A 25,167-nucleotide genomic window follows, 5' to 3' on the forward strand; every position below is an offset into this window, starting at 1 on the left:
CTGGACCACGGGTCCTTTTTGTTTTGCCTATTTTTTCGAAGCGCGTCCGATGGCCGGCTGCGCGAGAATGACTGCAGTACCCGAAGACAGGAGTCACGCCGATGTCCACCAACTCTCCAGACGATCGTCCGGAGCGCGAGCCGCGTCGCAGGGACGGTGGTGACCGAGGCGGTTTCCGCGGCGGCCGTGACGACCGGGACCGTGGGCCGCGACGTGACGATGACCGCGGTGGAAACCGCGGACCTCGCCGTGATGACGACCGCGGCGGCCGTCCCAACTCCGGTGGTGGCGGCGGCTTCCGCCGTGACGACGACCGTGGTGGCCGCCCCAGCGGTGGTGGCTACGGGCGCCGTGACGACCGGCCGAGCGGTCCGCGCCGTGATGACGACCGCGGTGGTCGTCCCAGCTCTGGTGGCGGTGGCGGTTTCCGCCGCGACGACCGTTCCGGTGGCGGCTACGGTTCTCGTCCCAGCAGCAGCAGCGGTGGTGGCTTCCGTCGCGATGACCGTCGTGACGACCGTTCCGGCGGTGGCAGCGGCGGCGGTTACGGGCGTCGCGACGACGACCGTGGTGGTCGTCCCAGCTCCGGTGACCGCGGTGGTTTCCGTCGTGACGATCGTCGCGACGACCGCCGTGACGACCGGCCGAGCGGACCGCGTCGCGACGACGACCGCGGTGGGTACCGCGGACCTCGTGACGACCGTGGGTCCCGGCCGGCCGGCGGTGGTGGCTACGGTCCCCGTCGTGACGACCGTGGCGGGCGTCCGAGCAGCGCTGGTGGTGGCGGTGGTTTCCGTCGCGATGACCGTCGCGACGACCGGCCGAGCGGGCCGCGCCGTGACGACGACCGCGGTGGCTTCCGCGGGCAGCGTGACGACCGTGGGTCGCGGCCGACCGGTGGCGGCTACGGGCGTCGTGACGACGACCGTGGTGGTCGTCCCAGCTCCGGTGACCGTGGTGGTTTCCGTCGCGATGACCGTCGTGACGACCGTCCCAGCGGTGGTGGCTACGGCCGGCGTGATGACCGCCCGAGCGGTCCGCGTCGTGACGACGACCGTGGGTCGTCCCGCCCCAGTGGTGGTGGCGGCTACGGGCGTCGTGACGACGACCGTGGTGGTCGTCCCAGCTCCGGTGACCGTGGTGGTTTCCGTCGCGATGACCGTCCCAGCGGTGGTGGCTACGGCCGGCGTGATGACCGCCCGAGCGGTCCGCGCCGTGACGACGACCGTGGGTCGTCCCGCCCCAGCCATGGCGGCGGTGGCGGTGGCTACGGACGCCGTGACGACCGTCCCAGCGGTCCCCCGCGTCGTGACGACCGCGACCGTGGTGGATACCGCGGGCAGCGTGACGACCGGCGTGACGACCGGGGTGGGTACCGCGGCTCCCGTGACGACCGTCCCAGCGGTGGTGGCTACGGCCGTCGCGACGACCGCGACCGGGACCGTGGCGACCGCGAGCCGATCAAGCGGCTCCCGATTCCCGACGACGTCACGGGCGACGAGATCGACAAGGACGTGCGCCAAGAGCTCCAGAGCCTGCCGAAGGGCCTGGCCGAGGACGTGGCGAGGAACCTCGTCATGGTCGCCAACCTGATCGACGAGGACCCCGAGCAGGCGTACGCCTACTCCAAGATCGCCCTGCGGCTCGCTTCCCGTGTCGCCGCCGTGCGCGAGGCCGCCGGCTTCGCCGCGTACGCGACGCAGAAGTACTCGGAGGCGCTTGCCGAGTTCCGTGCCGCCCGGCGGATGACCGGCAGTGTCGAGCTGTGGCCCGTCATGGCGGACTGCGAGCGCGGTCTCGGCCGGCCCGAGCGGGCCATGGCCATGGCCGGCGAGCCCGAGGTGCAGAAGCTCGACAAGGCCGGACAGGTCGAGATGCGGCTGGTCGCGGCCGGGGCGCGGCGGGACATGGGGCAGATCGATGCCGCCATCGTGACGCTGCAGAGCCCTGAGCTCGCCTCCAACTCCGTACAGCCCTGGACCGCGCGGCTTCGTTACGCCTATGCGGACGCGCTGCTGGCGGCCGGACGTGAGGGCGAGGCGCGTGAGTGGTTCGCCAAGGCGCTCGAGGCGGACAAGGACGGCGCCACCGACGCGTCCGACCGGCTCGCCGAGCTGGACGGCGTGGAGTTCGTCGACGCGGATGACGAGCACGACGAGCACGACGCGCAGGACACCGATCACGGCGACCTGAGCGGCGCGACCGCAGTGCGTGACGACGAGGCCGACGAGCAGGACGACCTGAGCGACGATGTCGTCGACGCGAAGGCGGACGAGGCCGACCATGTCGACACGGACGCGGACACGGACATCAGCACCGACACCGACACCGACACCGGCACCGAGGGTGACAAGTCCTCGTAGTCGTCAGCGATGACAAAAGGGCGGCACCCCTCGTGGGTGCCGCCCTTTTTGCTGTCGTCTCCGTGTGACGTCACGCCTATACGCGCGTCACTCCAGGGTCAGGCTCCGCAGCACCAGGCCCGTCGCCGGCTTCGGGCCGAACGATGTGGACTTCCGGGGCATCGTGACGCCCTCGCGGGCCAGGTCCCGTACGACCTCCTCGCGTACCGGATGCATCAACACGGCAGTGCTGTCGTGGCGTTCGGCCTGCACCACGGCCGCTGCGGTGTCGTGGATGTACGCGATGTGCTCCGGCGCGTCCGGGATGCTCCAGAGGTGGTCCAGCAGCGTGGAGTGCAGAACCGCCGCGTCCAGGGTGCGCCACGCCTCCGGGCGGTCCGTGCGGACCGTACGGGACAGCAGCTCGGGATCGGGGCGGTCGACGAGATGGAACGAACCGTCGCCGGCGAGGAGGAAGGCGTTGCCCTCGGCCGCCGCCTCGGCCAGGGCCGCCGTCGCCTCGGCGAGCGGGACCTCCAGGCGCCGGACCCGGAAGGCGCCGTTCAGGGACGCGAGAGCCTTGCGGACCGGGAGCCGGTGCAGCAGCCGGTGGATGGCGCGTACACGCAGGGGGTAGCGGGCCGTGTCCACCAGCAGGACGAGGCCGTAGCTCCACGGGCTGGGAGCGTCGTGCTCGGAGTTCAGTTGCAGATAGGTCGCCCAGCGGTGGTGGCCGTCGGCGATCAGGGCCTGGCGGTCGCCCAGGTCGTTCCGGATCTCCGCGAGGTCGCCGGGGTCCGTCACGGACCACAGGCGGTGGCTGAAGCCGTCCTCGGTGGTCGTCGACAGCAGGGGGGAGCCCAGGACGGTCCGCTCGATGACGGCCGTCGCGCCCGTCGCGTCGCCCATGCTCCGATAGGTGAGGAGCAGCGGCTCCAGATTGGCGTCCGTGGTGCGCATCAGGTCCGTACGGTCCGCCACGATGTCCGGCATGACGTCCTCATGGGGCAGGACGACCCCTTCGGACGGCTCGGACAGGGCGAGCGCGCCGATGATGCCGCGCTGGAGGATGTCGTCCTGGCGCTGCTCGTACACGTACAGCGCGGGCTCGGGGTCCGGGGCCAGGACGCCCTCGTCCAGCCAGCGGGACAGGGTCTGGGCGGCCAGCCGGTGGCGGGCACCCGCGCTGTCCGCCTGCGGCAGGATGAGCCGGACGATGTTGTACGGGTCCGCGGACTCCAGATGGTGCAGTCCGTCGGGCCTGACGACCACGTCGTAGGGCGGCGAGGTCACGGCGGCCAGACTGCCGACCCGCTCGGGGACGTATCGCAGTCCACGGAAGGGGATCAGGCACAGACCGTCGTTGGCCGCGGGACCTTCGCTGTTCATTCGAGCATCGTATGTGCGTTGCCCGATGCGCGATGATCGGGGGAGTGACACGGACGAAGGAGCGGAAGCGAATGAGCCAGCCCAGCAGGACCCGGCCGAGCGGAAGCGCGACGGCGCTGAGCGAGGCGTACGACACCGCTCTGCTGGACCTGGACGGTGTCGTGTACGCGGGGGGCGCGGCCATCGCGCACGCCGTGGAATCGCTGCTGACCGCGCGGGACGGGGGCATGCATCTGGCGTATGTGACGAACAACGCGCTGCGCCCGCCGGAGGTGGTGGCCGAGCACATCACCGAGCTGGGAGTGCCGGCGGCGGCCGACGATGTCATCAACTCCGCCCAGGCCGTCGCCCGGCTGATCTCCGAGCAGGTGCCGGCCGGGTCGCGGGTGCTGGTCGTCGGTGGTGAGGGGCTGCGGGTGGCGCTGCGCGAGCGCGGTCTGGAGCCGGTGGAGTCGGCGGACGACGACCCGGCGGCGGTCGTGCAGGGCTACGGCGGCCCGGACCTGGCCTGGGGCCGGTTCGCGGAGGCCTGCTACGCCATCGCGCGGGGTGTGCCGTGGTTCGCGTCCAACACCGACCTGACGATTCCGAGCGGACGGGGGATCGCGCCCGGCAACGGCGCGGCGGTCGAGGTCGTCCGGATTGCGACGGGTGCCGAGCCTCAGGTGGCGGGCAAGCCTCTGCCGCCGATGCACAAGGAGACGATCCTGCGGACGGGCGCGACGAAGCCTCTGGTGGTGGGCGACCGGCTGGACACGGACATCGAGGGTGCCCACAACGGCGGTGTGGACTCGCTGCTCGTGCTGACCGGGGTGACCGACGGTGCGCAGCTGCTGGCCGCGCCGCCGCAGCACCGGCCGACGTACGTGGACGCCGACCTGCGCGGGATGCTGACGGGGCAGCCCGAAGTCTCCGCGGACGGGGACGGGTTCACCTGCGGCGGCTTCACCGCGTACGTACGGGACGAGGAGCTGGCGCTCGACGGTGAGGGTGAGCCGCTGGACGGGCTGCGTGCCCTGTGTGCGGCGGCGTGGACCCGAGCCGGGGACGGCACCTGCACCCTCGACGCGGGCAAGGCGCTGTCCCGGCTGGGTCTGTAGAGGCTCTGGGGCCGTAGGGCCGTCGCCGTTCGGACTCCCCGCCGCGCGTGGGCGGGGGAGTCCGCTCAGCCGCTGAGCTTCTTCGACGAGGTGATGGCGGCGGCCAGTTGCTCCAGGACCGGCGCGTAGCCGAGGTAGCTGTAGCGCTCCTCCATGGCCCAGGGCACGGTCTGGCCCGCCTTGACGGCGGGAAGCCGTGCCCAGGTGGGCTTCTTGGCGAGTTCCTTGGCGGGCAGGGCGCTGGAGCGGTTGTCGATCATGATGAGGTCGGCGTGGTACCTGCCGGCGTTCTCCCAGCTGAGGAACTCCCAGAAGCCCCACTCGTCACTCTTCTTGCCCTCGACGAACTCGATGCCGAGATCCTTGAAGTAGTTGAGGTCGCAGTAGGAGTCGGGCACGGCGACGTACATCTGCTCGGCATCGCCCGTCATGGCGAGGACCTTGAGGCCGCGCTTGGCCTCCGCGGCCTTCCGCAGGGTCGCCTCGGCCTTGTCGAAGCGCGCCCGGGCGGCGGTGACCTGCTGGGCCTTCAGGTCGGCGCCGAGTGCCGCGGCGAGGTCGGTGACCCGCTTCAGCGGCTCGCGCAGGGAGCGGTGGGCGCCGGCGATACCGACGGTCGGCGCCAGGGCCTCGATCTTCTTGCTGCTCTCCTCCGGCACGAACCACAGGGCGGGCGGCGGGAACATGTTGCTGATCAGCAGGTCGGGCTGGAGCGCCGCGTACTTCTCCACGTTGAACTCGCCCCAGGCCTCGCCGAGGCTGGTCAGCTTCGCGACATCGAGGTTGCCGGCCTGCGGGTTGGGCTTGCCGTTCACCGGCTTGCTGGGTCCGAAGACGCCGGTGCACTCGATGCCGTAGTCGTGGAGCGCGGCGGCGGTGCTGACAAAGGCGACAAGGTTCTTCGGCGTCTTGTCGGTCCTGACGACCTTTCCGCGGTCGTCCTTGAAGCTCCAGGGCCCGCTGTCCGCGGTTCCGCTTGCGACGGGCTTCTTCTCGCTGCCGCCGCAGCCGGCGAGCAGGGCACCGAGGCCGAGGGCGCCGGTGGCGGTGAGCAGCCCGCGTCGGCTGAGGCCGCCGCGGGGCGCGGGTGTCGCGGACTCGTACGGCTGGGCGGGTACGGAGCGGTTCGGCACAGGGAGTTCCCTCGTCTCAGAGCGAATGCGAGGGTAGGCTAACCTAACCACGTGTTGGTCGACAGTCCCCCCAAACAGAGCGCGGAGCCGCAATCCGCACCTGCGTCCCGGAAGCGCCATCTCCTGCGCGCCACGGGGCTGCTGGTGGCCGTCGGTGTCCTGCTGCTGGTCTGTGTCGCGAGCATCGTCGTCGGTGCCAAGTCGATTCCGCTTGCCGATGTCTGGCACGGCCTCTTCGACAACCAGGGCTCGGGCAACGATGTGATCGTGGCCGATGTGCGCGTACCGCGGACCCTGCTCGGTCTGATCGCGGGCGCCGCCCTCGGTCTCGCCGGCGCGGTGATGCAGGCACTCACCCGCAACCCGCTGGCGGAACCGGGACTGCTGGGGGTGAACGCGGGTGCCTCCGCCGCCGTCGTCTCCGCCATCAGCTTCCTCGGCGTCACCTCCCTCACCGGATATGTCTGGTTCGCGTTCCTCGGCGCCGGTGTGGTCTCCGTTCTCGTGTACATCCTGGGCGGCAGCCGCAGCGCAACTCCCGTACGGCTCGCGCTCGCCGGAACCGCCGCCACCGCCGCGCTCTACGGATACATCAATGCCGTACAGCTGCTGGACTCGGCCGCGCTCGAACGGCTGCGGTTCTGGACCGTGGGCTCGCTGGCCTCCGCCGACATGGAGACCATCGGCAAGGTCGCGCCGTTCATCGGTGCCGGTGTGCTGCTCGCCCTGCTGCTCGCCCGGCCGCTCAACGCCATGGAGATGGGCGACGACACCGCCCGCTCGCTCGGCGCGCACCTCAACCGCACACGCGCGCTGTCGATGCTGGCCGTGACCCTGCTGTGCGGGGCGGCGACCGCCGCCTGCGGCCCGATCATCTTCATCGGGCTGATGATTCCGCACCTCGTGCGCTCCATCACCGGCCCCGACATGCGGTGGATCCTGCCGTACGCGACCGTCCTCGCCCCTGTGCTGCTGCTCGGCGCCGATGTCGTCGGCCGGGTCGTCACCCGCCCCGCCGAACTCCAGGTGGGCATCGTCACCGCCCTGATCGGCGGACCGGTCTTCATCCACCTCGTACGCCGCAAGAGGATGGCCCAGCTGTGAAAGCGATACGCACCCCGGGCGGGCTCTCCGTCCGGACCGACCCGAGGGCCGTCGCGGTCGTCCTCGTTCTCACCGTGGTCACCCTCGGCGCGGGAATCGTCCTCATCGGCAGCGGAGACTTCCCGATCGCGCCCGGTGATGTCGTCGCCACGCTGCTCGGGAACGGCACGGCCGCGCAGGAGTTCATCGTCCAGGACCTGCGGCTGCCCCGCGCGCTCGTCGGACTCCTCGTCGGTGCCTCCCTCGCGCTGAGCGGCGCGATCTTCCAGACGATCTCCCGCAATCCGCTCGGCAGTCCGGACGTCATCGGCTTCGGGCAGGGCGCGACCGTCGGGGCGCTCACCGTGATCGTCATGTTCCACGGCAACCCCCTCGCCGTGGCGGGAGGCGCGATCGTCGGCGGACTGGTGACGGGAGTCGCCGTCTACGTGCTGGCGTGGAGGCGCGGCGTCCACGGCTACCGTCTCGTCCTCATCGGCATCGGTGTGGCCGCCATCCTCACGGCCGTCAACCACTACCTCGTCACCAAGGCCAGTCTCATCGACGCCACCCGGGCCACGCTGTGGATGACCGGGTCGCTCGACGGCCGTGACTGGGCCCAGTTCTGGCCGCTGCTCGCGGTCTTCGCGGTCCTCGTGCCCCTGGTGTTCGTGTACGGCCGGCCGCTTCGCCTGCTGGAGATGGGCGACGACGCCGCATTCGCGCTGGGCGCCCCCGTCGAGCGCACACGCGTCGTCCTGATGGGAGCCGGCGTGCTGCTGATGGCGGTCGCCACGGCCGCCGCCGGCCCGATCGCCTTCGTCGCGCTGAGCGCGCCTCAGCTCGCCCGTCGGCTCACCCGCTCGCCCGGGCCCAACCTCGCCGCCGCCGCCGTGATGGGCGCCGCGCTGATGCTCCTCGCCGACTGGACGGCGTCCACGGCGTTCGGCGACCGGCAACTGCCGGTCGGAGTGGTGACGGGTGTGCTCGGCGGCTGCTATCTGCTGTGGCTGCTCGTCACCGAACGCAAGGCGGGACGCATATGAAGGACCGTTCGCCCGCGAGCACGCCCACGCGAGCCGGGTCGGGTACGAAACCCGTGACGCCCGTGAACCCCCGATCCAGGAGTACGACCACCATGCAGCGTCTCACCGCGAAATCGGTCACCCTCGGCTACGACCAGCGTGTCATCGCCGAAGACCTGTCGGTCGAGATCCCCGACAACTCCTTCACGGTCATCGTCGGACCGAACGCCTGCGGCAAGTCGACATTGCTGCGTGCCCTGTCGCGCATGCTGAAGCCCTCGCAGGGGCGGGTCCTGCTCGACGGACAGGTCATCCACTCCCTGCCGGCGAAGAAGGTGGCCAGGACCCTCGGACTGCTGCCGCAGTCCTCCATCGCGCCCGACGGGATCACGGTCGCCGACCTCGTCGCACGCGGCCGCTACCCGCACCAGGGCCTGCTGCGCCAGTGGTCGTCCGAGGACGAGCGCATCGTCCAGGAGTCGATGGACGCCACCGGTGTCGGTGAATTGGCAGAGCGCTATGTCGACGAACTGTCCGGCGGACAGCGCCAGCGCGTGTGGATCGCCATGGCACTCGCGCAGCAGACCCCGCTGCTGCTCCTCGACGAGCCGACGACGTTCCTCGACATCCAGCACCAGCTGGAGGTGCTCGACCTCTGTGCCGAGCTGCACGAGGAGCAGGGGCGCACGCTGGTCGCCGTCCTGCACGACCTCAACCAGGCCGCCCGCTACGCCACCCACCTGATCGCCCTGCGCGAGGGACGGGTCGTCGCCGAAGGAGCGCCCGGCGACATCGTCACGGCCGAGCTGGTCGAGCAGGTCTTCGGGGTGAAGAGCCAGGTCATCGCCGACCCGGAGTCAGGGACACCGCTGGTGGTGCCTGCGGCCCGCAGGCGTGGCGCGGTTGCAGGCGCGGTTACAGCAGTGTCCTGAGGCGGATCAGATCGCGGAAGCCGGCCTCCAGCCTGACCCGGCCGGAGGCCCACGCCTTCGCGAAGTTCAGCTCGCCGTTCACCATCGCCACCAGGTCGTCCCCGGTCATCGCGAGACGGATCTGCGCCTTCTGGGGCGGGGGTCCGTCGACCGTGTCCACGACCTCGATCCGGCCGCCCTCCAGGCGGCCGGTGAACGTCACGTCCAGATCCCTGATGTGGCAGCTCAGGGAACGGTCGAGCGCGGCCGCGCTGCGCACATCACCATTCGCCTGCGCCAGGTTGTCCGAGAGCTTCTTGAGTGCGCTGCGGCACTCCTCCGTCGTCGCCATCGTGATCGACGGTACCGCAGCGCTTCGCGGTAGCGTCTGGGCATGAGCGACTCGATGCCGGGCCCGCACGCCCGGATGATCCAGGAGCAGGGGAACGACGGCGCCCCACCGGCCCCGGGAGCCGCGGAGCAGGCCCCGGACATCTCCCCGGAGCAGGTGCCGGAGCAGGAACCGGCGGTGACGGCCGGGCACGAGCGGGACATGCCGGCCGGGCACGAGCAGGAGCACGAGTCCGAGCGGGAGCACGAGTCCGAGCGGGAGCACGAGTCCGAGCGGGACGCCGCGACCTCCGCGACCTCCGCGTACGAACCCGCCGCGCCCTCCCCCCTCGGTGTCCAGCGCGTGCCCACCGGCAACGCCGAGGTCGACGCCGGGCTCGAGCGGCTCGGTGATGCCGACCACCTCCCGGCGGACGGACACCTCGCGGTGTACGAGGATGTACACCGAGGGCTGCGCGACGCGCTGACCGCGCTCGACGCACGCCCGGCGCCCGCACCTCAGGCGCCCCCGCCGTCACCCCCGTACAACTACAGGAGCTGAACCGAACGTGGCAGGAGTGGCCCGCCGCCGTCTCGACGCCGAGCTGGTACGCCGCAGCCTGGCGCGCTCTCGCGAGCACGCCAGCCAGCTGATCGCCGCGGGGCGGGTGACCGTCGGAGGCAATGTCGCGACGAAGCCCGCCACCCAGGTCGAGACGAGCGCCGCCGTCGTCGTGTCGGCGGACGACAACGACCCCGAATACGTTTCACGCGGTGGACACAAACTCGCCGGGGCGCTGGCGGCCTTCGTACCGCTGGGTCTGCGGATCGAGGGACGGCGGGCCCTGGACGCGGGAGCGTCGACCGGGGGATTCACCGACGTCCTGCTGCGTGCGGGCGCCCGCGAGGTGGTCGCGGTGGACGTCGGATACGGACAACTCGCCTGGTCTCTGCAAAGTGATGAACGCGTGAAGGTCAAAGACCGTACGAATGTGCGCGAGCTGACGCTCGGCACGATCGACGGTGAGGCGGTGGACCTGGTGGTGGGAGATCTCTCCTTCATTCCGCTGGGCCTCGTCCTGCCCGCGCTCGTCCGGTGCACGGCCCCGGACGCCGATCTGGTGCTGATGGTCAAGCCGCAGTTCGAAGTCGGCAAGGAGCGCCTCGGCAGCGGAGGGGTCGTACGCAGCCCCGAACTGCGCAAGGAGGCTGTGAGGACCGTGGCCGGCAAGGCCGCGGGACTCGGTCTGGGCGTACTGGGTGTCACCGCCAGCCCGCTGCCCGGACCCTCCGGGAACGTCGAATACTTTCTGTGGCTCAGGGCCGGTGCGCCCGAGCTCGATCCGGCGGACGTCGATCGTGCAGTTGCGGAGGGACCTCGTTGACCACACCAGCAGCGACTTCAGGACGCACCGTCTTCCTGCTCGCCCACACCGGCAGGCCTGCGGCGATCCGCAGCGCCGAACTCGTCGTGCAGGGGCTGATGCGCAACGGTCTCGGTGTGCGCGTGCTGCAGGCCGAGGCGGCCGATCTGCCGCTGCCGCCGTCCGTCCAGACCGTCCCCGAAGCGACACCGGGCGTGCTCGACGGCTGTGAGCTGCTGATCGTGCTCGGCGGCGACGGGACGCTGCTGCGCGGCGCCGAGTTCGCCCGGGCCTCCGGCGTGCCGATGCTGGGCGTCAACCTGGGGCGCGTCGGATTCCTGGCCGAGGCCGAGCGCGACGACCTGGACAAGGTCGTCGACCGCGTCGTCACCCGCGCGTACGAGGTCGAGGAGCGGATGACGATCGATGTGGTCGTGCACCGCAACGGCGACATCCTCCACGAGGACTGGGCGCTGAACGAGGCGGTCGTGCAGAAGGTCTCGCCCGACCGCATCCTGGAGGTCGTCCTGGAGATCGACGGCCGGCCGGTGACCGGGTTCGGCTGCGACGGCGTCGTCTGCGCCACCCCGACCGGCTCCACGGCATACGCCTTCTCCGCCGGCGGCCCCGTGGTGTGGCCCGAGGTGGAGGCGCTGCTGATGGTGCCCATCAGCGCGCACGCCCTGTTCGCCAAGCCGCTGGTGACCTCGCCGACCTCCGTCCTCGCGGTGGAGGTGCAGGCGCACACCCCGCACGGCGTGCTGTGGTGCGACGGGCGACGGACCGTGGAACTGCCACCGGGGGCCCGGGTCGAAGTACGCCGCGGAGCCGTTCCGGTCCGGCTGGCCCGGCTGCACCACGCGTCGTTCACGGACCGTCTGGTCGCCAAGTTCGCGCTGCCGGTGTCCGGTTGGCGTGGCGCGCCCCATTGACGCCTCCGTGACGAGGACCCCGGAACCGCCGCTCGCGGCCCGGGAGAGTGAATCCGACACCGGGGTCCGTCGCACGGGCGGCCCCGGACCTCGTAAGGTCGTGTCCGTGTTGGAGGAGATGCGGATACGGTCGCTCGGCGTCATCGACGACGCGGTCGTCGAGCTGTCACCCGGTTTCACCGCGGTGACCGGTGAGACGGGCGCGGGCAAGACCATGGTCGTCACCAGCCTGGGGCTGCTGCTCGGCGGGCGCGCCGACCCCGCCCTGGTGCGGATCGGCGCGAAGTCGGCGGTGGTGGAGGGGCGCATCGGTGTACCCGCCGGAGCCCCCGCCGCCGTACGGGCCGAGGAGGCCGGGGCGGAACTCGAGGACGGCACGCTGCTCATCAGCAGAACCGTCTCGGCGGAGGGACGCTCCCGCGCGCACATCGGCGGCAGGTCCGTGCCGGTGGGTGTGCTGTCCGAGCTCGCCGACGAGCTGGTGGCCGTCCACGGGCAGACCGACCAGCAGGGGCTGCTGCGCCCGGCGCGGCAGCGCGAGGCGCTCGACCGGTACGCGGGCGGGGCCGTGTCCGGACCCCTCACCAAGTACGCGGCCGCCTACCGCAGGCTGCGGTCCGTCGCCACGGAACTCGACGAGCTGACCACACGCGCCCGCGAGCGTGCCCAGGAAGCCGATCTGCTGCGCTTCGGGCTGAACGAGATCGCCGGTGTGGAGCCGCGCGCCGGCGAGGACGTGGAACTCGCCGCGGAGGCGGAGCGACTGGGCCACGCGGAGGCGCTGGCGTCAGCCGCGTCGGTCGCGCACACCGCGCTCGCCGGCAACCCCGAGGACCCCGAGGGCGTCGACGCCACGACCCTCGTCGCGGGCGCCAACCGTGCGCTGGACGCCGTGCGCGCCCACGACCCGGCACTCGCCTCGCTCGCCGACCGGATGGGCGAGATCTCCATCCTGCTCGGCGATGTGGCCGGTGAGCTCGCCGGATACGCGGACAACCTGGACGCCGATCCGCTGCGGCTGGCCGCGGTGGAGGAGCGCCGGGCCGCGCTGACCGGGCTGACGCGCAAGTACGGCGAGACCGGTGAAGGCATCGCCGCCGTGCTCGCCTGGTCCGAGGAGAGCGCGAGCCGGCTCACCGAGCTGGAGGGCGACGACGACCGGATCGGCGAGCTGACGGTCGAGCGGGACGCGCTGCGCGGAGAACTGTCGGGTCTGGCACAGGCCTTGACGGACGCCCGTACGGAGGCGGCGGCCCGGTTCGCCGAGGCCGTCACCGAGGAGCTGGCGTCCCTCGCCATGCCGCACGCACGCGTGTCCTTCGCGATCGGGCAGACCGAGGACCCGGAGGGCGTCGAGGTCGGCGGCCGGACGGTGGCCTACGGCCCGCACGGCGCCGACGAGGTGGAGCTGCTGCTGGCCCCGCATCCGGGCGCCCCGCCGCGGCCGATCGCCAAGGGCGCGTCCGGGGGTGAGCTCTCCCGGGTGATGCTTGCGGTCGAGGTGGTCTTCGCGGGCACGGACCCCGTGCCGACCTATCTCTTCGACGAGGTCGACGCGGGCGTGGGCGGCAAGGCGGCCGTCGAGATCGGCCGGCGTCTCGCGAAGCTCGCGAGGACGGCGCAGGTGGTCGTGGTGACGCACCTGCCGCAGGTGGCGGCGTTCGCGGACCGGCAGCTGCTGGTGGAGAAGACGAACGACGGCTCGGTGACCCGCAGCGGTGTCACCGTCCTGGAGGGCGAGGACCGGGTCCGGGAGCTGTCGCGGATGCTGGCGGGCCAGGAGGACTCGGAGACGGCTCGGGCCCACGCGGAGGAGCTGCTGGCGACGGCGCGGGCGGACGGCTGACGTCCGGGTCACGGACATCGGCTGCCCGGCGATCGGGGACCCGGCCGCGGGCCGTACGGCGGTGCACCGAGGAGCGGGAGCTCGTCACCCGCCTGGGTGAAGACCATCACGGGCTGCCGTGGTGCGACACGGGAACGACACCCGGACGGTGCCGGAACGTGCGTACGGGCTGGCATCCTTGGCGGGTGACACAGCTGCGTACGGTCCAGGTCCTGGGCGGCGGCAGCGCGGGCAGCAGCGCGCACGTCCGGTCGCTGGCCTCGGGGCTGGTGGCGCGGGGCGTACGGGTGACGGTGTGCGCGCCCGCCGGACTGGAGCACCTCTACGACTTCCCGGGCGCCGGGGCCCACTTCACACCGGTGCCGCGCCGCAGTGACCCCGCCGCCGTCGGGGCTCTGCGCGCCGCGTGCGCGCGGGCCGATGTGGTGCACGCGCACGGGCTGCACGCGGCCGTACGTGCCTCGGTGGCCCTCAGCGGTCTGCGGGTGCCCCTCGTCGTCACCTGGCACAGCCGTCCGGACGCCGACGGACCGCGCGGTCCGTTGCTGCGTCTGCTGGAGCGAAGGGCCGCCCGCGCGGCGGCGGTTGTGCTCGGCACCTGTTCCGAACTGGTCGACCGGGCCCGTTGGCACGGAGCCCGGGACGCCCGCCTCGCGCCGGTCGCGGTGCCCGCGCCGCGTCGCGCCGAGAGCTCGGAGGGCAAGGCCCGGGCCGAACTGGGCGCGGTCGACCGGCCGTTGGTGATGGCCGTCGGCTCCCTCGCTCCGCAGCGCGGATACGGCACGCTCCTCGACGCGGCCGCGCGGTGGCGCACCGTCGATCCGCTGCCGCTGGTGGTGATCGCGGGGGAGGGGCGCGAGCGGGCCGCGCTCCATCGGCGTATCGAGGCGGAGGGCCTGCCGGTGCGGCTGGTGGGCCGCCGTGACGACATCGGCGATCTGATCTCCGCGGCGGACGTGGCGGTGCTCCCCAGCCGCTGGGAGGCACGTGCCCTGCTGGCCCAGGAAGCCCTGCGCGCGGGCGTGCCCCTGGTCGCGACAGCAGTCGGCGGCGTCCCGGAACTCGTCGGTGACGCGGCGGAACTGGTGCCCTACGGCGACGGGGACGCGCTCGCGGAGGCGGTGACCCGGCTCCTGCGGGATCCCGTGCGGCGGGACGAGCTGGTGGCCGCGGGCCGCGCGCAGGCGGCGACCTGGCCGACCGAGGACGAGACGATCGCACAGGTGCTGAGCGTGTACGACGAACTGACGGCGGACCGGGCGGGCTGAGTCCCGAACGGGCCGGACTGAACCGAGAAGTGGTCGGGCTGAGCCCCGAACGGGCCGGGCTGAGCCCCCCCGCGGGAGCCGGGCTGAGCCCCGAAACGGGCCGGGCTGAACCGAGAAGTGGTCGGGCTGAGCCCCGAACGGGCCGGGCTGAACCGAGAAGAGGCCGGGCTGACCCCCGAACGGCCCGGGAGTGCGGCCCGCCCCGCCACCGCGTCACCTCACGGCAGATGCCGTCTCGCCCCCAGCGCCAGGCTCAGCGCCAGTACCGTCTGCGGGTCGTCCAGGTCCGTGCCCAGCAGCTCGGAGATGCGGGCCAGCCGGTTGTACAGCGTCTGGCGGTTCAGATGCAGTTCACGCGCCGTCTCCGCCTTCCGGCCCGCGTGCGCCAGAAAGGTCTCCAGCGTCGGCAGCAGCGGCGGGCGCGAGGTGGCGTCATGGTCGCGCAGTGGGCCGATGGCGCGCTCCACGAACGCGGCCAGGTCCGGATGGTCCCGCAGCCGCCACAGCAGCAGGTCGGTGTCCAGTCGGCGTGCGTCGTACCAGGGCCGGTCGCTCAGTCCCTGGGCGGCCGTCGCCGTCTCGGCCGCATGGCGCAGACCCGCCGACGCCGCGGCCCAGCCGCCCGCGACGCCCACGACCACGACCGGCGGGTGGCCGCCCGCGCGTTCGAGCCCGGCGCGTTCCACACCGGCCCGCAACGCCACCGCTACCCGGTCCGCGACCGCCGTGCGTTCGGACTCGGTGCGCAGTCCCAGCAGCAGCGGCACCCGGCCCTCGACCGGCCGTACGCCCAGCAGGACGGGCACGCCCACCACGGACAGTTCTTCCAGCACGGCGCGGGCGAGCAGCGCCCAGTTGCCCGACGGCGACAGTTCGGGCGCCAGGCGCATCACGACCGGCAGCAGCGGTCCGTCGCCGGGCTTGAAGCCGAGCACCCGTGCCTGGGCCGGTGCGTCCTCCGCGGTGATGCGGCCCTCGGCGAGGTCGGTGAGGAAGTCGCCCCGGCCGCGCGCCGCGAGCTCCTCCTCCTGCCGGGCCTGCATCAGAACCACGGCCAGCAGCCCGGCGGCCCGTTCCGCCGCCATGCGGTGGACCGTCAGCAGGGGGGAGCCGACCGCCGGCACCACCAGCCGGGCCCGTACCGAGGCCGCGCCCTGACCTCCGCCGGGCACATCCACCAGGACCGTCCCCGCCGGCGGGCTCTCGCGCGCGGCGGGCTGTCCGCGCAGTCCTTCCCACACCTGGAGGGGCTCGGCGCCCGCCTGACCGGACCCGGAGCCCGCCGCGTACAGCAGCTGGCCGTCGGCCGTCTCCAGGAAGACCGGGTTGGCGGTGAAGTCCGCGAGGATGCGCAGCACCTGGGGCACCCCGCCGCCGCCGAGCAGCACCTCGGTGCACCGCCGGTGCACGTCCTCGGCCCGCCGCAGCAGCGCGTAGTGCCCGTTGACGATCTCGGTGTGGACCTCCTCCGTCACCGAGACGAAGGGGACCTCCCGGTGCAGCTGCACCAGGGGGAGCCCGGCCGCGCGGGCGGTGTCCACGATCGCGGCGGGCAGCCGGCTGAAGCGGGGGCCGAGCTCCACCACGAGGGCGGCGATGCCGCGGTCCGCCAGCTGCCGTACGAACGCGCGCTGCTCGGCGGGCCGGGTGCCCAGCCCGAGGCCCGTGGTGAGCAGCAGCTCGCCGCCCTTCAGCAGGGAGGCGATGTTCGGCACCTCGCCCGCGTGCACCCAGCGGACCGTCCGCTGCAGCCGTTCGGCCCCGGCGACGACCTCCGGAAGGCCGGAGCGCAGCCCCGGCAGCTCCAGTGCCCGGCGGACGGTGATGCCGCCCTGGGGCTCGCCTTGCGTCTCCACTGACGGTCGCCTCGCGCTTCACTCGGCAGTACGGGAGCTTCGGACGCTACCTGGCCGGGGGATCGCCGCACATCACCCGGGTCCCGCAGTCCCGCAGTCCAGCAAGGGGCGCGGTCACACCGCGGGCTGCAGCGGCTTGATGTTGTGGTTGAGCCGGAACACGTTGTCGGGGTCGTACTCCGTCTTCACCGCCGCCAGCCGCCGGTAGTTCTCCTCGCCGAAGGCGGCGAGGACCCTGTCCTCGCCCTCCAGCCCGATGAAGTTGAGGTAGACGGTGCCGATCGACCAGGGCCGCATGCCGGAGCGGACGTCACGGACCCACTCGACGGCCCGTTCGTCGTCGGCCGGACTCTCCCAGATCCCGAAGGGGTGCACCGCCCACGGTGCCGTGCGCCAGGGCAGGGGATGGTCGCCGGGGCCGGCGGCCACGGCACCGCCCATCGGGAACAGGATGTGCTGCGAACTGGAGGGGACGGGCATCGTCCCGGCCCGGGCGGTGAAGGCGTCGACGGCCGCGTCCGGGAAATCGGCCAGATACTCGGCCGACCAGTAGTTCCGCTGTCCGGGCGGATCGTCCAGCATGCACTGGAGCTCCGCGTACGGGAGTTCGGCGATGAGCTCGGCCTCGCGGGGGAGCGCCAGCAGCGGCTCGGCCACGTTGCGTGCTTCCATCTCGGGTCCCGCGTAGGTGATCAGCAGGATGCAGGTCAGCTTGCCGACGAGATGGTCGGGCACGAACGGCTCGGGCGGGCCGGTGAGATAGAACAGGCCGCCGCCCAGCTCGTCGGGCGCCGAACCCAGGAAGTCGCGGTAGGCGCGGGCGACTTGGAGTCCGTCCTCCGGCCGGAACAGCAGCATCATCATCGACATCGCCGGCAGGGGGTGCAGCTTCAGCGTGATGGCGGTCGCCACCCCGAAATTCCCCCCGCCGCCGTGCAGGGCCCAGAACAGCTCCGGGTTCTCGTCCGCACTGGCGTGGACCGTGCTGCCGTCCGCCGTCACCAGCTCGACGGCGACGAGATTGTCGCAGGCGAGCCCGAACTTCCGCTCCAGCCAGCCCGATCCGCCGCCGAGTGTGAAGCCGCCGACGCCGGTGGTGGAGGCCCGGCCGCCGGTGGTCGCCAGATCGTAGGGCTGGCAGGCCCGGTCGAGGTGGCTCATCGTGGCTCCGCCGCCGATACGCGCCGTACGCTCCACCGGGTTGACGATCACGGTGTGCATCCGGCGCAGGTCCACGACGATCCCGTCGTCGTTGAGCGCCATGCCGGCGACGCTGTGCCCGCCGCCGCGTACCGCGATCTCGAGGTCGTTCTCGCGGCCGAAGCGGATGGCCCGGGCGACATCGGCCCCTGTCTCGCACTGCGCGACGACCGCCGGGTGCCGGTCGATCATTCCGTTGAACACGGCGCGGGCCTCGTCGTACCCGGGATCACCGGGGGCGATGGCATCGCCGGTCAATTGCTGACGGAGGCCGCCCAGTGCCGCCTCCGCGATGGCGTGGGGCGCCATGGCAGGCCCCCTTCCGAGGGCTGATCAGGACCATTTCATCGTAGTCCCGTTCGGCGGAGCCCGATCGGTGAACGGGCTCCGCCGGTCCTGCCGGGGGCGGGTCAGCCGCCGTACGCGCCGGAGGCCGTCAGCCGCAGCGCGGTGTCGATGAGCGGCACATGGCTGAAGGCCTGCGGGAAGTTGCCCACCTGCCGCTGGAGCTTGGGGTCCCACTCCTCCGCCAGCAGTCCCAGGTCGTTGCGCAGCGCGAGCAGCTTCTCGAAGAGCTTGCGCGCCTCGTCGACCCGCCCGATCATCGCGAGGTCGTCGGCGAGCCAGAACGAGCACGCGAGGAACGCACCCTCGTCGCCCGCGAGACCGTCGACGCCCTCCTCCTCGCCCGCGGTCGGATAGCGCAGGACGAACCCGTCCTCCGTCGACAGCTCGCGCTGGATCGCCTCGATCGTGCCGATGACCCGCTTGTCGTCCGGCGGCAGGAAGCCCATCTGCGGAATCAGCAGTAGCGAGGCGTCGAGCTCCTTGGAGCCGTACGACTGCGTGAAGGTGTTCCGCTCCTGGTCGTAGCCCTTCTCGCAGACGTCGCGGTGGATGTCGTCCCGCAGGTCGCGCCACCGGTCCAGCGGGCCGTCGGCGTCGCCGGACTCGATCAGCTTGATGGTGCGGTCGACCGCGACCCAGGCCATCACCTTGGAGTGGACGAAGTGGCGGCGCGGTCCGCGCACCTCCCAGATGCCCTCGTCCGGCTGGTCCCAGTGCTTCTCCAGATAGCGGATCAGCTTGAGCTGGAGCAGCGACGCGTAGTCGTTGCGCGCCAGGCCCGTCATATGGGCCAGGTGCAGCGCCTCGGTGACCTCGCCGTACACATCGAGCTGGAGCTGATGGGCCGCGCCGTTGCCGACCCGGACCGGCTGGGAGTTCTCGTAGCCGGGCAGCCAGTCCAGTTCGGCCTCGCCCAGCTCACGTTCGCCGGCGATGCCGTACATGATCTGGAGGTTCTCCGGGTCGCCCGCGACGGCACGCAGCAGCCACTCGCGCCAGGCGCGGGCCTCCTCGCGGTAGCCGGTGCGCAGCAGCGACGACAGGGTGATCGCAGCGTCGCGCAGCCAGGTGTAGCGGTAGTCCCAGTTCCGTACGCCGCCGATCTCCTCGGGCAGGGAGGTCGTCGGGGCGGCGACGATCCCGCCGGTCGGCGCGTAGGTCAGCGCCTTCAGCGTGATCAGCGAGCGGACGACGGCCTCGCGGTACGGCCCGTGGTAGGTGCAGTGCTCGACCCACTCGCGCCAGAAGTCCTCCGTCGCCTCCAGCGACCCCTCCGGGTCCGGCATCGCCGGCGGGGTGCGGTGCGAGGGCTGCCAGCTGATGGTGAACGCGATGCGCTCGCCCGGGGCGACCGTGAAGTCGGAGTACGTGGTGAGGTTCTTGCCGTACGTCTCGGTCGGGGAGTCGAGCCACACCGAGTCGGGTCCGGCGACCGCGACCGTGCGCCCGTCGACCTTGTGGACCCAGGGCACCACGCGTCCGTAGCTGAAACGCATCCGCAGCGCGGAGCGCATCGGCACCCGTCCGCTGACACCCTCGACGATCCGGATCAGCTGCGGGGCGCCGTCACGCGGCGGCATGAAATCCGTCACACGGACCGTGCCGCGTGGGGTGTCCCACTCCGATTCGAGGATCAGCGAGTCGCCCCGGTAGCGCCGGCGGTCGGCGGGCGGGGGGTCGGCATGTGCGGCGTGAGCCGGTCCCAGTCTCCAGAACCCGTGCTCCTCGGTCCCGAGCAGGCCGGCAAAAATGGCATGCGAGTCGAAGCGGGGGAGGCACAACCAGTCGGCGGTGCCGTCCCTGCAGACCAGTGCAGCGGTCTGCATGTCTCCGATGAGTGCGTAATCCTCGATGCGCCCGGCCACGTGTTTCTCCAGTCGAACGGCCACTTCGCCCCGGGGGGCGCTTACTGCGGTCAAGGGTCGTTGACGAGCAAGGTGTCCCGGGAATGGGGGTACCTCCCGGGCGCAGCTTTGGGGAAGGGCGGTAATCCTGTCGTTACCACGGCCACCCGCCGCCCACCACCACCCTGCTCGATGCGCTTCGCGCGTTCCCTCTGCATCGCTCGGCAGAGCGAGTGTCCGAGCAGGATACGACGCACCTCAATGATCCGCGCGACGGTCTCGGCAACGCGGGTCCGCCGAACGGGTGAGCCAAGGGTGAGTCGCTGGTGAGCGGGGTACGCGTGTGACGGCGCGTGGCCGGAAGCAGCCTCCCCTGGTCGCTGATACCCTGGTACCCCGTGGACCGGTGGCCGTCCTGTGCAGAACGAAGGCCCCGAAACCGCAGCTGCCGGCACCCCTGACCACCTGGAAGGGATGCCGGACACGCATATCACCTCGCGACCACGGGAGCCCCCTCTTGTCGATGCCGGCACGAGCCACGTCATCCTCGACGACCAAGCACATCTTCGTCACCGGGGGTGTCGCCTCCTCCCTCGGCAAGGGCCTGACGGCCTCCAGCCTGGGTGCGCTGCTCAAGGCGCGGGGCCTGCGGGTCACGATGCAGAAGCTCGACCCGTACCTGAACGTCGACCCCGGCACGATGAACCCGTTCCAGCACGGTGAGGTGTTCGTCACCAACGACGGCGCCGAGACCGACCTGGATGTGGGCCACTACGAGCGCTTCCTCGACGTCGACCTCGACGGCTCGGCCAACGTCACCACCGGCCAGGTCTACTCGCAGGTCATCGCCAGGGAGCGGCGCGGCGAGTACCTCGGTGACACCGTGCAGGTCATCCCGCACATCACCAACGAGATCAAGCACCGCATCCGCCGCATGGCGACCGACGACGTCGACGTCGTCATCACCGAGGTCGGCGGCACGGTCGGCGACATCGAGTCGCTGCCCTTCCTGGAGACCGTCCGCCAGGTCCGCCACGAGGTCGGCCGGGACAACGTCTTCGTCGTACACATCTCGCTGCTGCCCTACATCGGCCCGTCCGGCGAGCTGAAGACCAAGCCGACCCAGCACTCCGTCGCCGCGCTGCGGAGCATCGGTATTCAGCCGGATGCGATCGTGCTCCGCGCCGACCGTGAGGTGCCGACCGCCATCAAGCGCAAGATCTCGCTGATGTGCGACGTCGACGAGGCCGCCGTGGTGGCAGCGATCGACGCCAAGTCGATCTACGACATCCCCAAGGTGCTGCACACCGAGGGACTGGACGCCTATGTCGTACGCAAGCTGGACCTGCCGTTCCGCGACGTCGACTGGACCACGTGGGACGACCTGCTGGACCGGGTGCACAACCCCGACCACGAGGTCACCATCGCGCTCGTCGGCAAGTACATCGACCTGCCCGACGCCTATCTCTCGGTGACCGAGGCGCTGCGCGCCGGCGGTTTCGCCAACAGGGCCCGCGTCAAGGTCAAGTGGGTCGCCTCCGACGACTGCAAGACTCCGGCGGACGCCGCGCGGCAGCTCGGCGACGTCGACGGCATCCTGATCCCCGGCGGCTTCGGCGACCGCGGTGTGAACGGCAAGGTCGGCGCGATCACCTATGCCCGGGAGAACAAGATCCCGCTGCTCGGCATCTGCCTCGGCCTCCAGTGCATCGTGATCGAGGCCGCGCGCCATCTCGCGGAGATCCCCGAGGCCAACTCCACCGAGTTCGACGCCGCCACCGCCCACCCGGTGATCTCCACCATGGAGGAGCAGCTGGCGTACGTGGAGGGTGCGGGCGACCTCGGTGGCACGATGCGCCTCGGTCTGTACCCGGCCAAGCTCGCCGAGGGCTCGATCGTGCGCGAGGTCTACGGCGACGAGCCCTACGTCGAGGAGCGTCACCGTCACCGCTACGAGGTGAACAACGCCTACCGCGCGGAGCTGGAGAAGAAGGCGGGCATCCTGTTCTCGGGCACGTCCCCGGACAACAAGCTCGTGGAGTACGTCGAGTACCCGCGCGACGTGCACCCCTACCTGGTGGCCACCCAGGCGCACCCGGAGCTCCGCTCGCGCCCGACTCGCCCGCACCCGCTGTTCGCGGGACTGGTCAAGGCCGCGGTGGAGCGCACGCAGGGCGCGTAGTCGCAGGCGATACGGTGGACCGGGGTACGCATTCCTCACGGGGATCCGTACCCCGGTTCCATCGGGGTACGTGGCCGCTCGCGGCCCGGCCCGGCGCGAGTACAGCGGGAGGACGGCGGCATGACGATCAAGGACACCCCCGAGGAGTGGCAGGTCGTCGCGACCGCGACCCCCTTCGAGGGCAAGAAGACCAGTGTCCGCGCGGACGACGTGGTCATGCCGGACGGCGCGGTGGCGCGCCGCGACTACCAGGTGCATCCGGGCTCCGTCGCGGTCCTCGCGCTCGACCCCGACGACCGCGTTCTCGTACTGCGCCAGTACCGGCACCCCGTGCGCCAGCGCCTCTGGGAGATCCCGGCCGGCCTGCTGGACGTGCCCGGTGAGAACCCGCTGCACGCCGCCCAGCGCGAGCTGTACGAAGAGGCGCACGTCAAGGCCGAGGACTGGCGGGTGCTGGTCGACGTCTACACCACGCCCGGCGGCTGCGACGAGGCCGTCCGCATCTTCCTGGCCCGTGACCTCTCGGCCGCCGAGGGCGAGCGCTTCGAGGTCGAGGCCGAAGAGGCCGACATGGAGCTGGCCCGGGTGCCGGTGCAGGAACTCGTCCGCGACGTGCTCGCCGGCGATCTGCACAACAACTGCCTCGTGGTGGGCGTCCTTTCGCTGGTCGCCGCCCGCGACGGCGACGGCCTCGACTCGCTGCGTCCGGCCGAGGCTCCGTGGCCGGCCCGCCCCTTCGACGCCTGATCGTCAGTCAGTCCCACTATCCGACTGTCCAATTGATCCGATCGGGCGACCGGTCGGGCATGCTCCACCCGGTTCGTCGCAGAGCGTGAACTAGGCTCGGAACGCCCGTGCGGAGCCCCTGCGGGCTCGGCTTGTGCGCGGACTGGACGGGAGCGTGGCCCGTGACGGATCAGGCGGTGGACTCGAGCGGACGGGCCGGCGCGGCCAGGGGCCAATTCTTCGGCAGGCAAAGGGAGTTGAAGGCCCTCAGGGCCGACATCGAACGCGCCGGACTGGACACCATCGCCGGTCGCAAATCTCCCCGCGCACGGGTTCTGCTGATCGCCGGCCGGCCCGGCTCCGGACGGACCGCGCTTGCCGAGGAGCTCATCGGCCGGCTGACCGCGGCCTACCCGGACGGTGTGCTCCGCGCGCGGCTGACCGAACCCGGCGGACGGCGGGTCCCCACCGAGGAGACGGCCCGCGATCTGCTCGACACGCTCGGCGTCCCCTCGCCGCCCGGAGCCGACGAGGACGAACTGTCCGGCATGGTCCGCGACACGCTCGCGGGCCGCCGGGTCGTGCTGCTGCTCGACGACGCCGCCGACGCCGAGCAGGTCGACCCGCTGCTGCCCGACAACCCCGACTGCCTGGCCGTGGCCGTCGCCGCGGGCCCGCTGACCGGCATTCCCGACGTACGGCCCTGCACCCTCGGCGGAATGGACGCCAAGGCGGCGATCGAGCTGCTCGGCTCCTTCACCGGATCGGTGCGGATCACCGTGGATCCGCAGGCTGCCGAGACGGTGGCGGAGGAGTGCGGGGGCCTTCCCGCGGCGCTCCTCCTGGTCGGAGGCTGGCTCGCCGCCCGGCCCAAGGCGTCGGTCGCCGACGCGACGAAGCAACTGCGGGCCGTGCCCGACGACGACGAACAGCCCCAGGGCGCCCGGCCGCTCTCCCGGGCCTTCCGGCTGGCGTACGGATCGCTGAATCCGACGAACGCCCGGATGCTGCGCCTGCTCGCCCTCGCCCCTGCCGGGGTCGCCGACGCGCACACCGCGTCCGCACTGAGCGGGTGCGCGGTGGAGGACGCGCAGCGGGCGCTGGACGAGTTCGTGCTGCTGGGCCTGCTCCGCCCGGAGGGCAGCCGCTACCGGGTGCCCGGCTCGCTCGCGCCGTTGCTGCGGTCCCTGATGGAGTCGCAGGACAAGCCCGCCGAGGTGCAGCTGGCGCGGGCGCGGATGCTGGAGCGGACCGTCCGGCAGCTTCAGGCGTGCCGAGCCGTCACCGAGCCCGAGGGCTCCCCGGCACGCAAGATGCTGGCCGGGCTGCCGCGGGCGATGCGCTTCGCGAACACGTCGGCCGCCGAGAAGTGGCTGCGGTCCCGGCAGCCCGTGCTCCTGGCCTCCGCCCGGCTCGCGGTGGAGGACGGCGGACTGGACACGCTGGCGCGCAGACTGGTCGCCGCACTCGTCCGGGCGCTGGCGGCACATCGCGGCACCGAGGCCGCCGCCCCGGAGCTCTACGGCCTGCACCAGCTGGTGCTCGGGGTCGCGGAGCGGCGCGGACTGCACCGGGAGCAGGCCGCCGCCCTGCTGAATCTGGGCGATCTGGACGCGCAGACCGGGCGTACGGCGGACGCGCTGGCCCGGTACCGGGCCGCCCTGGACGCCGGACGGGCCGCGAACGACATGTACGCGACCGGCCGCGCGATGGAATCCGTCGGCGGTGCCTACCAGGAACTGGGGGACTGGCACCGGGCCGCCGACTGGTTCGGCCGGGCGCTCGCCCAGTGCCAGGGCCGCGGGGAGCGCGCGGACGAGGCGCGGCTGTACGGCCGCCTCGGTGCGGTGCACTCCTACGCCGGCCTCTACGGCGAGGCGCTGCGCAACTGGCGCGCCTCGGTCGCGGGCTACCGCAAGGTGGGCGACCTCGCCTCCCAGGCGCGTTCGCTGAGCGAGGCGGCCCGTGTCCAGGAGTACGCGGGCCGGCCGGAGGAATCCCTGCACACCTGCCGGCAGGCGGTCGAGTGGGCCCGCCGCGCCGGGGACGACCGGCTCCAGGCAGCGCTGCAGCTCAGACTGGCCGACACTCTCGACCGGCTGGGCGACCCGGCGGCGGCCCGTGTGCACCGCTCCACTGCCGAAATGTTGCTCAACGACGAGGGTTCTGCCTACGAAATCCGTAGTGCTTCGGCTCAAGATTAATGCTTTGTAAGGCTAGACAGGGAGAAGTCCTTCATTAGACTGGCTCCGCCGCGGTCGTTCTCGTGGTGTCTCTGGATGCCCCCG

Annotated in this window: 20 protein-coding genes; 14 read left to right on the forward strand and 6 right to left on the reverse strand. The window is 71.9% G+C overall.

Translation table 11 applies throughout. From position 1 onward, the window contains the following. The first annotated feature begins 159 nt into the window (after positions 1-159). Both RPQ07_RS29005 and RPQ07_RS29010 read left to right on the forward strand, forming a co-directional pair. Complete coding sequence (locus tag RPQ07_RS29005; RefSeq protein ID WP_413777790.1) at positions 160-1,593, forward strand: hypothetical protein; 1,434 nt, start codon at positions 160-162, stop codon at positions 1,591-1,593. Continuing rightward, a complete protein-coding gene (locus RPQ07_RS29010; protein WP_313949061.1) occupies positions 1,515-2,363 on the forward strand; it encodes a tetratricopeptide repeat protein in 849 nt (282 codons plus the stop codon). The genes RPQ07_RS29005 and RPQ07_RS29010 overlap by 79 nt, the downstream gene beginning before the upstream one ends. 87 nt (positions 2,364-2,450) lie before the next feature. Here the strand turns inward: RPQ07_RS29010 and RPQ07_RS29015 are convergent, their stop codons facing one another. Then, positions 2,451-3,731, reverse strand: a complete 1,281-nt coding sequence (locus RPQ07_RS29015) for a DUF1015 domain-containing protein (protein WP_313947166.1) — start codon at positions 3,729-3,731, stop codon at positions 2,451-2,453. A 71-nt stretch (positions 3,732-3,802) separates the two neighbouring features. Between RPQ07_RS29015 and RPQ07_RS29020 the strand changes: the two genes are divergently transcribed. Beyond that, positions 3,803-4,831, forward strand: a complete 1,029-nt coding sequence (locus RPQ07_RS29020; RefSeq protein WP_313947167.1) for an HAD-IIA family hydrolase — start codon at positions 3,803-3,805, stop codon at positions 4,829-4,831. A gap of 65 nt (positions 4,832-4,896) precedes the next feature. Here the strand turns inward: RPQ07_RS29020 and RPQ07_RS29025 are convergent, their stop codons facing one another. Then, on the reverse strand, positions 4,897-5,886 hold the full coding sequence (locus tag RPQ07_RS29025) for an ABC transporter substrate-binding protein (RefSeq protein ID WP_313949063.1): 990 nt from the start codon (positions 5,884-5,886) through the stop codon (positions 4,897-4,899). 129 nt (positions 5,887-6,015) lie between these two features. Between RPQ07_RS29025 and RPQ07_RS29030 the strand changes: the two genes are divergently transcribed. From RPQ07_RS29030 to RPQ07_RS29040, 3 genes are all read left to right on the forward strand, one after another. Continuing rightward, complete coding sequence (locus RPQ07_RS29030; RefSeq protein WP_313947168.1) at positions 6,016-7,068, forward strand: FecCD family ABC transporter permease; 1,053 nt, start codon at positions 6,016-6,018, stop codon at positions 7,066-7,068. Next, the gene (locus RPQ07_RS29035; RefSeq protein ID WP_313947169.1) at positions 7,065-8,093 is read left to right on the forward strand and encodes a FecCD family ABC transporter permease; all 1,029 of its coding nucleotides are present in this window, start codon (positions 7,065-7,067) and stop codon (positions 8,091-8,093) included. Before RPQ07_RS29030 ends, RPQ07_RS29035 begins: the two co-directional genes overlap by 4 nt. A gap of 92 nt (positions 8,094-8,185) precedes the next feature. Beyond that, positions 8,186-9,004 carry an ABC transporter ATP-binding protein gene (locus RPQ07_RS29040; protein WP_313947170.1) on the forward strand — a complete coding sequence of 273 codons (819 nt, stop codon included), beginning with the start codon at positions 8,186-8,188 and terminating at the stop codon, positions 9,002-9,004. Here RPQ07_RS29040 and RPQ07_RS29045 read toward each other — a convergent pair. After that, positions 8,988-9,335: an SCP2 sterol-binding domain-containing protein gene (locus RPQ07_RS29045; RefSeq protein WP_313947171.1), complete on the reverse strand. Its 348-nt coding sequence runs from the start codon at positions 9,333-9,335 to the stop codon at positions 8,988-8,990. The genes RPQ07_RS29040 and RPQ07_RS29045 overlap by 17 nt on opposite strands. Before the next feature lie 201 nt (positions 9,336-9,536). Between RPQ07_RS29045 and RPQ07_RS29050 the strand changes: the two genes are divergently transcribed. The 5 genes from RPQ07_RS29050 (at position 9,537) to RPQ07_RS29070 (ending at position 14,723) form a co-directional block, all read left to right on the forward strand. Then, positions 9,537-9,875, forward strand: coding sequence for a hypothetical protein (locus tag RPQ07_RS29050; RefSeq protein ID WP_313949064.1), 339 nt, complete (start codon positions 9,537-9,539; stop codon positions 9,873-9,875). A gap of 7 nt (positions 9,876-9,882) precedes the next feature. Next, positions 9,883-10,698 carry a TlyA family RNA methyltransferase gene (locus RPQ07_RS29055; protein ID WP_313947172.1) on the forward strand — a complete coding sequence of 272 codons (816 nt, stop codon included), beginning with the start codon at positions 9,883-9,885 and terminating at the stop codon, positions 10,696-10,698. After that, entirely contained in the window at positions 10,695-11,609 is a 915-nt protein-coding gene (locus RPQ07_RS29060) for an NAD kinase (protein WP_313947173.1), read from the forward strand. Before RPQ07_RS29055 ends, RPQ07_RS29060 begins: the two co-directional genes overlap by 4 nt. 118 nt (positions 11,610-11,727) lie before the next feature. Then, positions 11,728-13,455: a DNA repair protein RecN gene (recN, locus tag RPQ07_RS29065; RefSeq protein ID WP_313949065.1), complete on the forward strand. Its 1,728-nt coding sequence runs from the start codon at positions 11,728-11,730 to the stop codon at positions 13,453-13,455. A 185-nt stretch (positions 13,456-13,640) separates the two neighbouring features. After that, positions 13,641-14,723, forward strand: a complete 1,083-nt coding sequence (locus RPQ07_RS29070) for a glycosyltransferase family 4 protein (RefSeq protein WP_313947174.1) — start codon at positions 13,641-13,643, stop codon at positions 14,721-14,723. Positions 14,724-14,941: 218 nt separating this feature from the next. Here RPQ07_RS29070 and RPQ07_RS29075 read toward each other — a convergent pair whose 3' ends face one another. The 3 genes from RPQ07_RS29075 to RPQ07_RS29085 all read right to left on the reverse strand — a co-directional run bounded on the left by RPQ07_RS29075 (position 14,942) and on the right by RPQ07_RS29085 (position 19,992). Further along, entirely contained in the window at positions 14,942-16,579 is a 1,638-nt protein-coding gene (locus RPQ07_RS29075; RefSeq protein WP_313947175.1) for a PucR family transcriptional regulator, read from the reverse strand. Between the two features lie 114 nt (positions 16,580-16,693). Further along, a complete protein-coding gene (locus RPQ07_RS29080) occupies positions 16,694-18,088 on the reverse strand; it encodes an FAD-binding oxidoreductase (protein ID WP_313947176.1) in 1,395 nt (464 codons plus the stop codon). A 101-nt stretch (positions 18,089-18,189) separates the two neighbouring features. Then, positions 18,190-19,992, reverse strand: coding sequence for a glycoside hydrolase family 15 protein (locus RPQ07_RS29085; protein WP_313947177.1), 1,803 nt, complete (start codon positions 19,990-19,992; stop codon positions 18,190-18,192). 502 nt (positions 19,993-20,494) lie between these two features. On the opposite strand from RPQ07_RS29085, the gene RPQ07_RS29090 reads away from it, so the two are divergent. The 3 genes from RPQ07_RS29090 to RPQ07_RS29100 all read left to right on the forward strand — a co-directional run bounded on the left by RPQ07_RS29090 (position 20,495) and on the right by RPQ07_RS29100 (position 25,083). Continuing rightward, positions 20,495-22,153: a CTP synthase gene (locus RPQ07_RS29090; protein ID WP_313947178.1), complete on the forward strand. Its 1,659-nt coding sequence runs from the start codon at positions 20,495-20,497 to the stop codon at positions 22,151-22,153. Between the two features lie 120 nt (positions 22,154-22,273). Further along, positions 22,274-22,900: an NUDIX hydrolase gene (locus tag RPQ07_RS29095; protein WP_313947179.1), complete on the forward strand. Its 627-nt coding sequence runs from the start codon at positions 22,274-22,276 to the stop codon at positions 22,898-22,900. Positions 22,901-23,061: 161 nt separating this feature from the next. Then, positions 23,062-25,083 (forward strand): tetratricopeptide repeat protein, encoded by a 2,022-nt coding sequence (locus RPQ07_RS29100; RefSeq protein WP_313947180.1) that lies wholly within the window; start codon positions 23,062-23,064, stop codon positions 25,081-25,083. Positions 25,084-25,167 lie beyond the last annotated feature (84 nt).

This window comes from Streptomyces sp. AM8-1-1 (assembly GCF_032229325.1).
GTDB classification, from domain to species: domain Bacteria; phylum Actinomycetota; class Actinomycetes; order Streptomycetales; family Streptomycetaceae; genus Streptomyces; species Streptomyces achmelvichensis.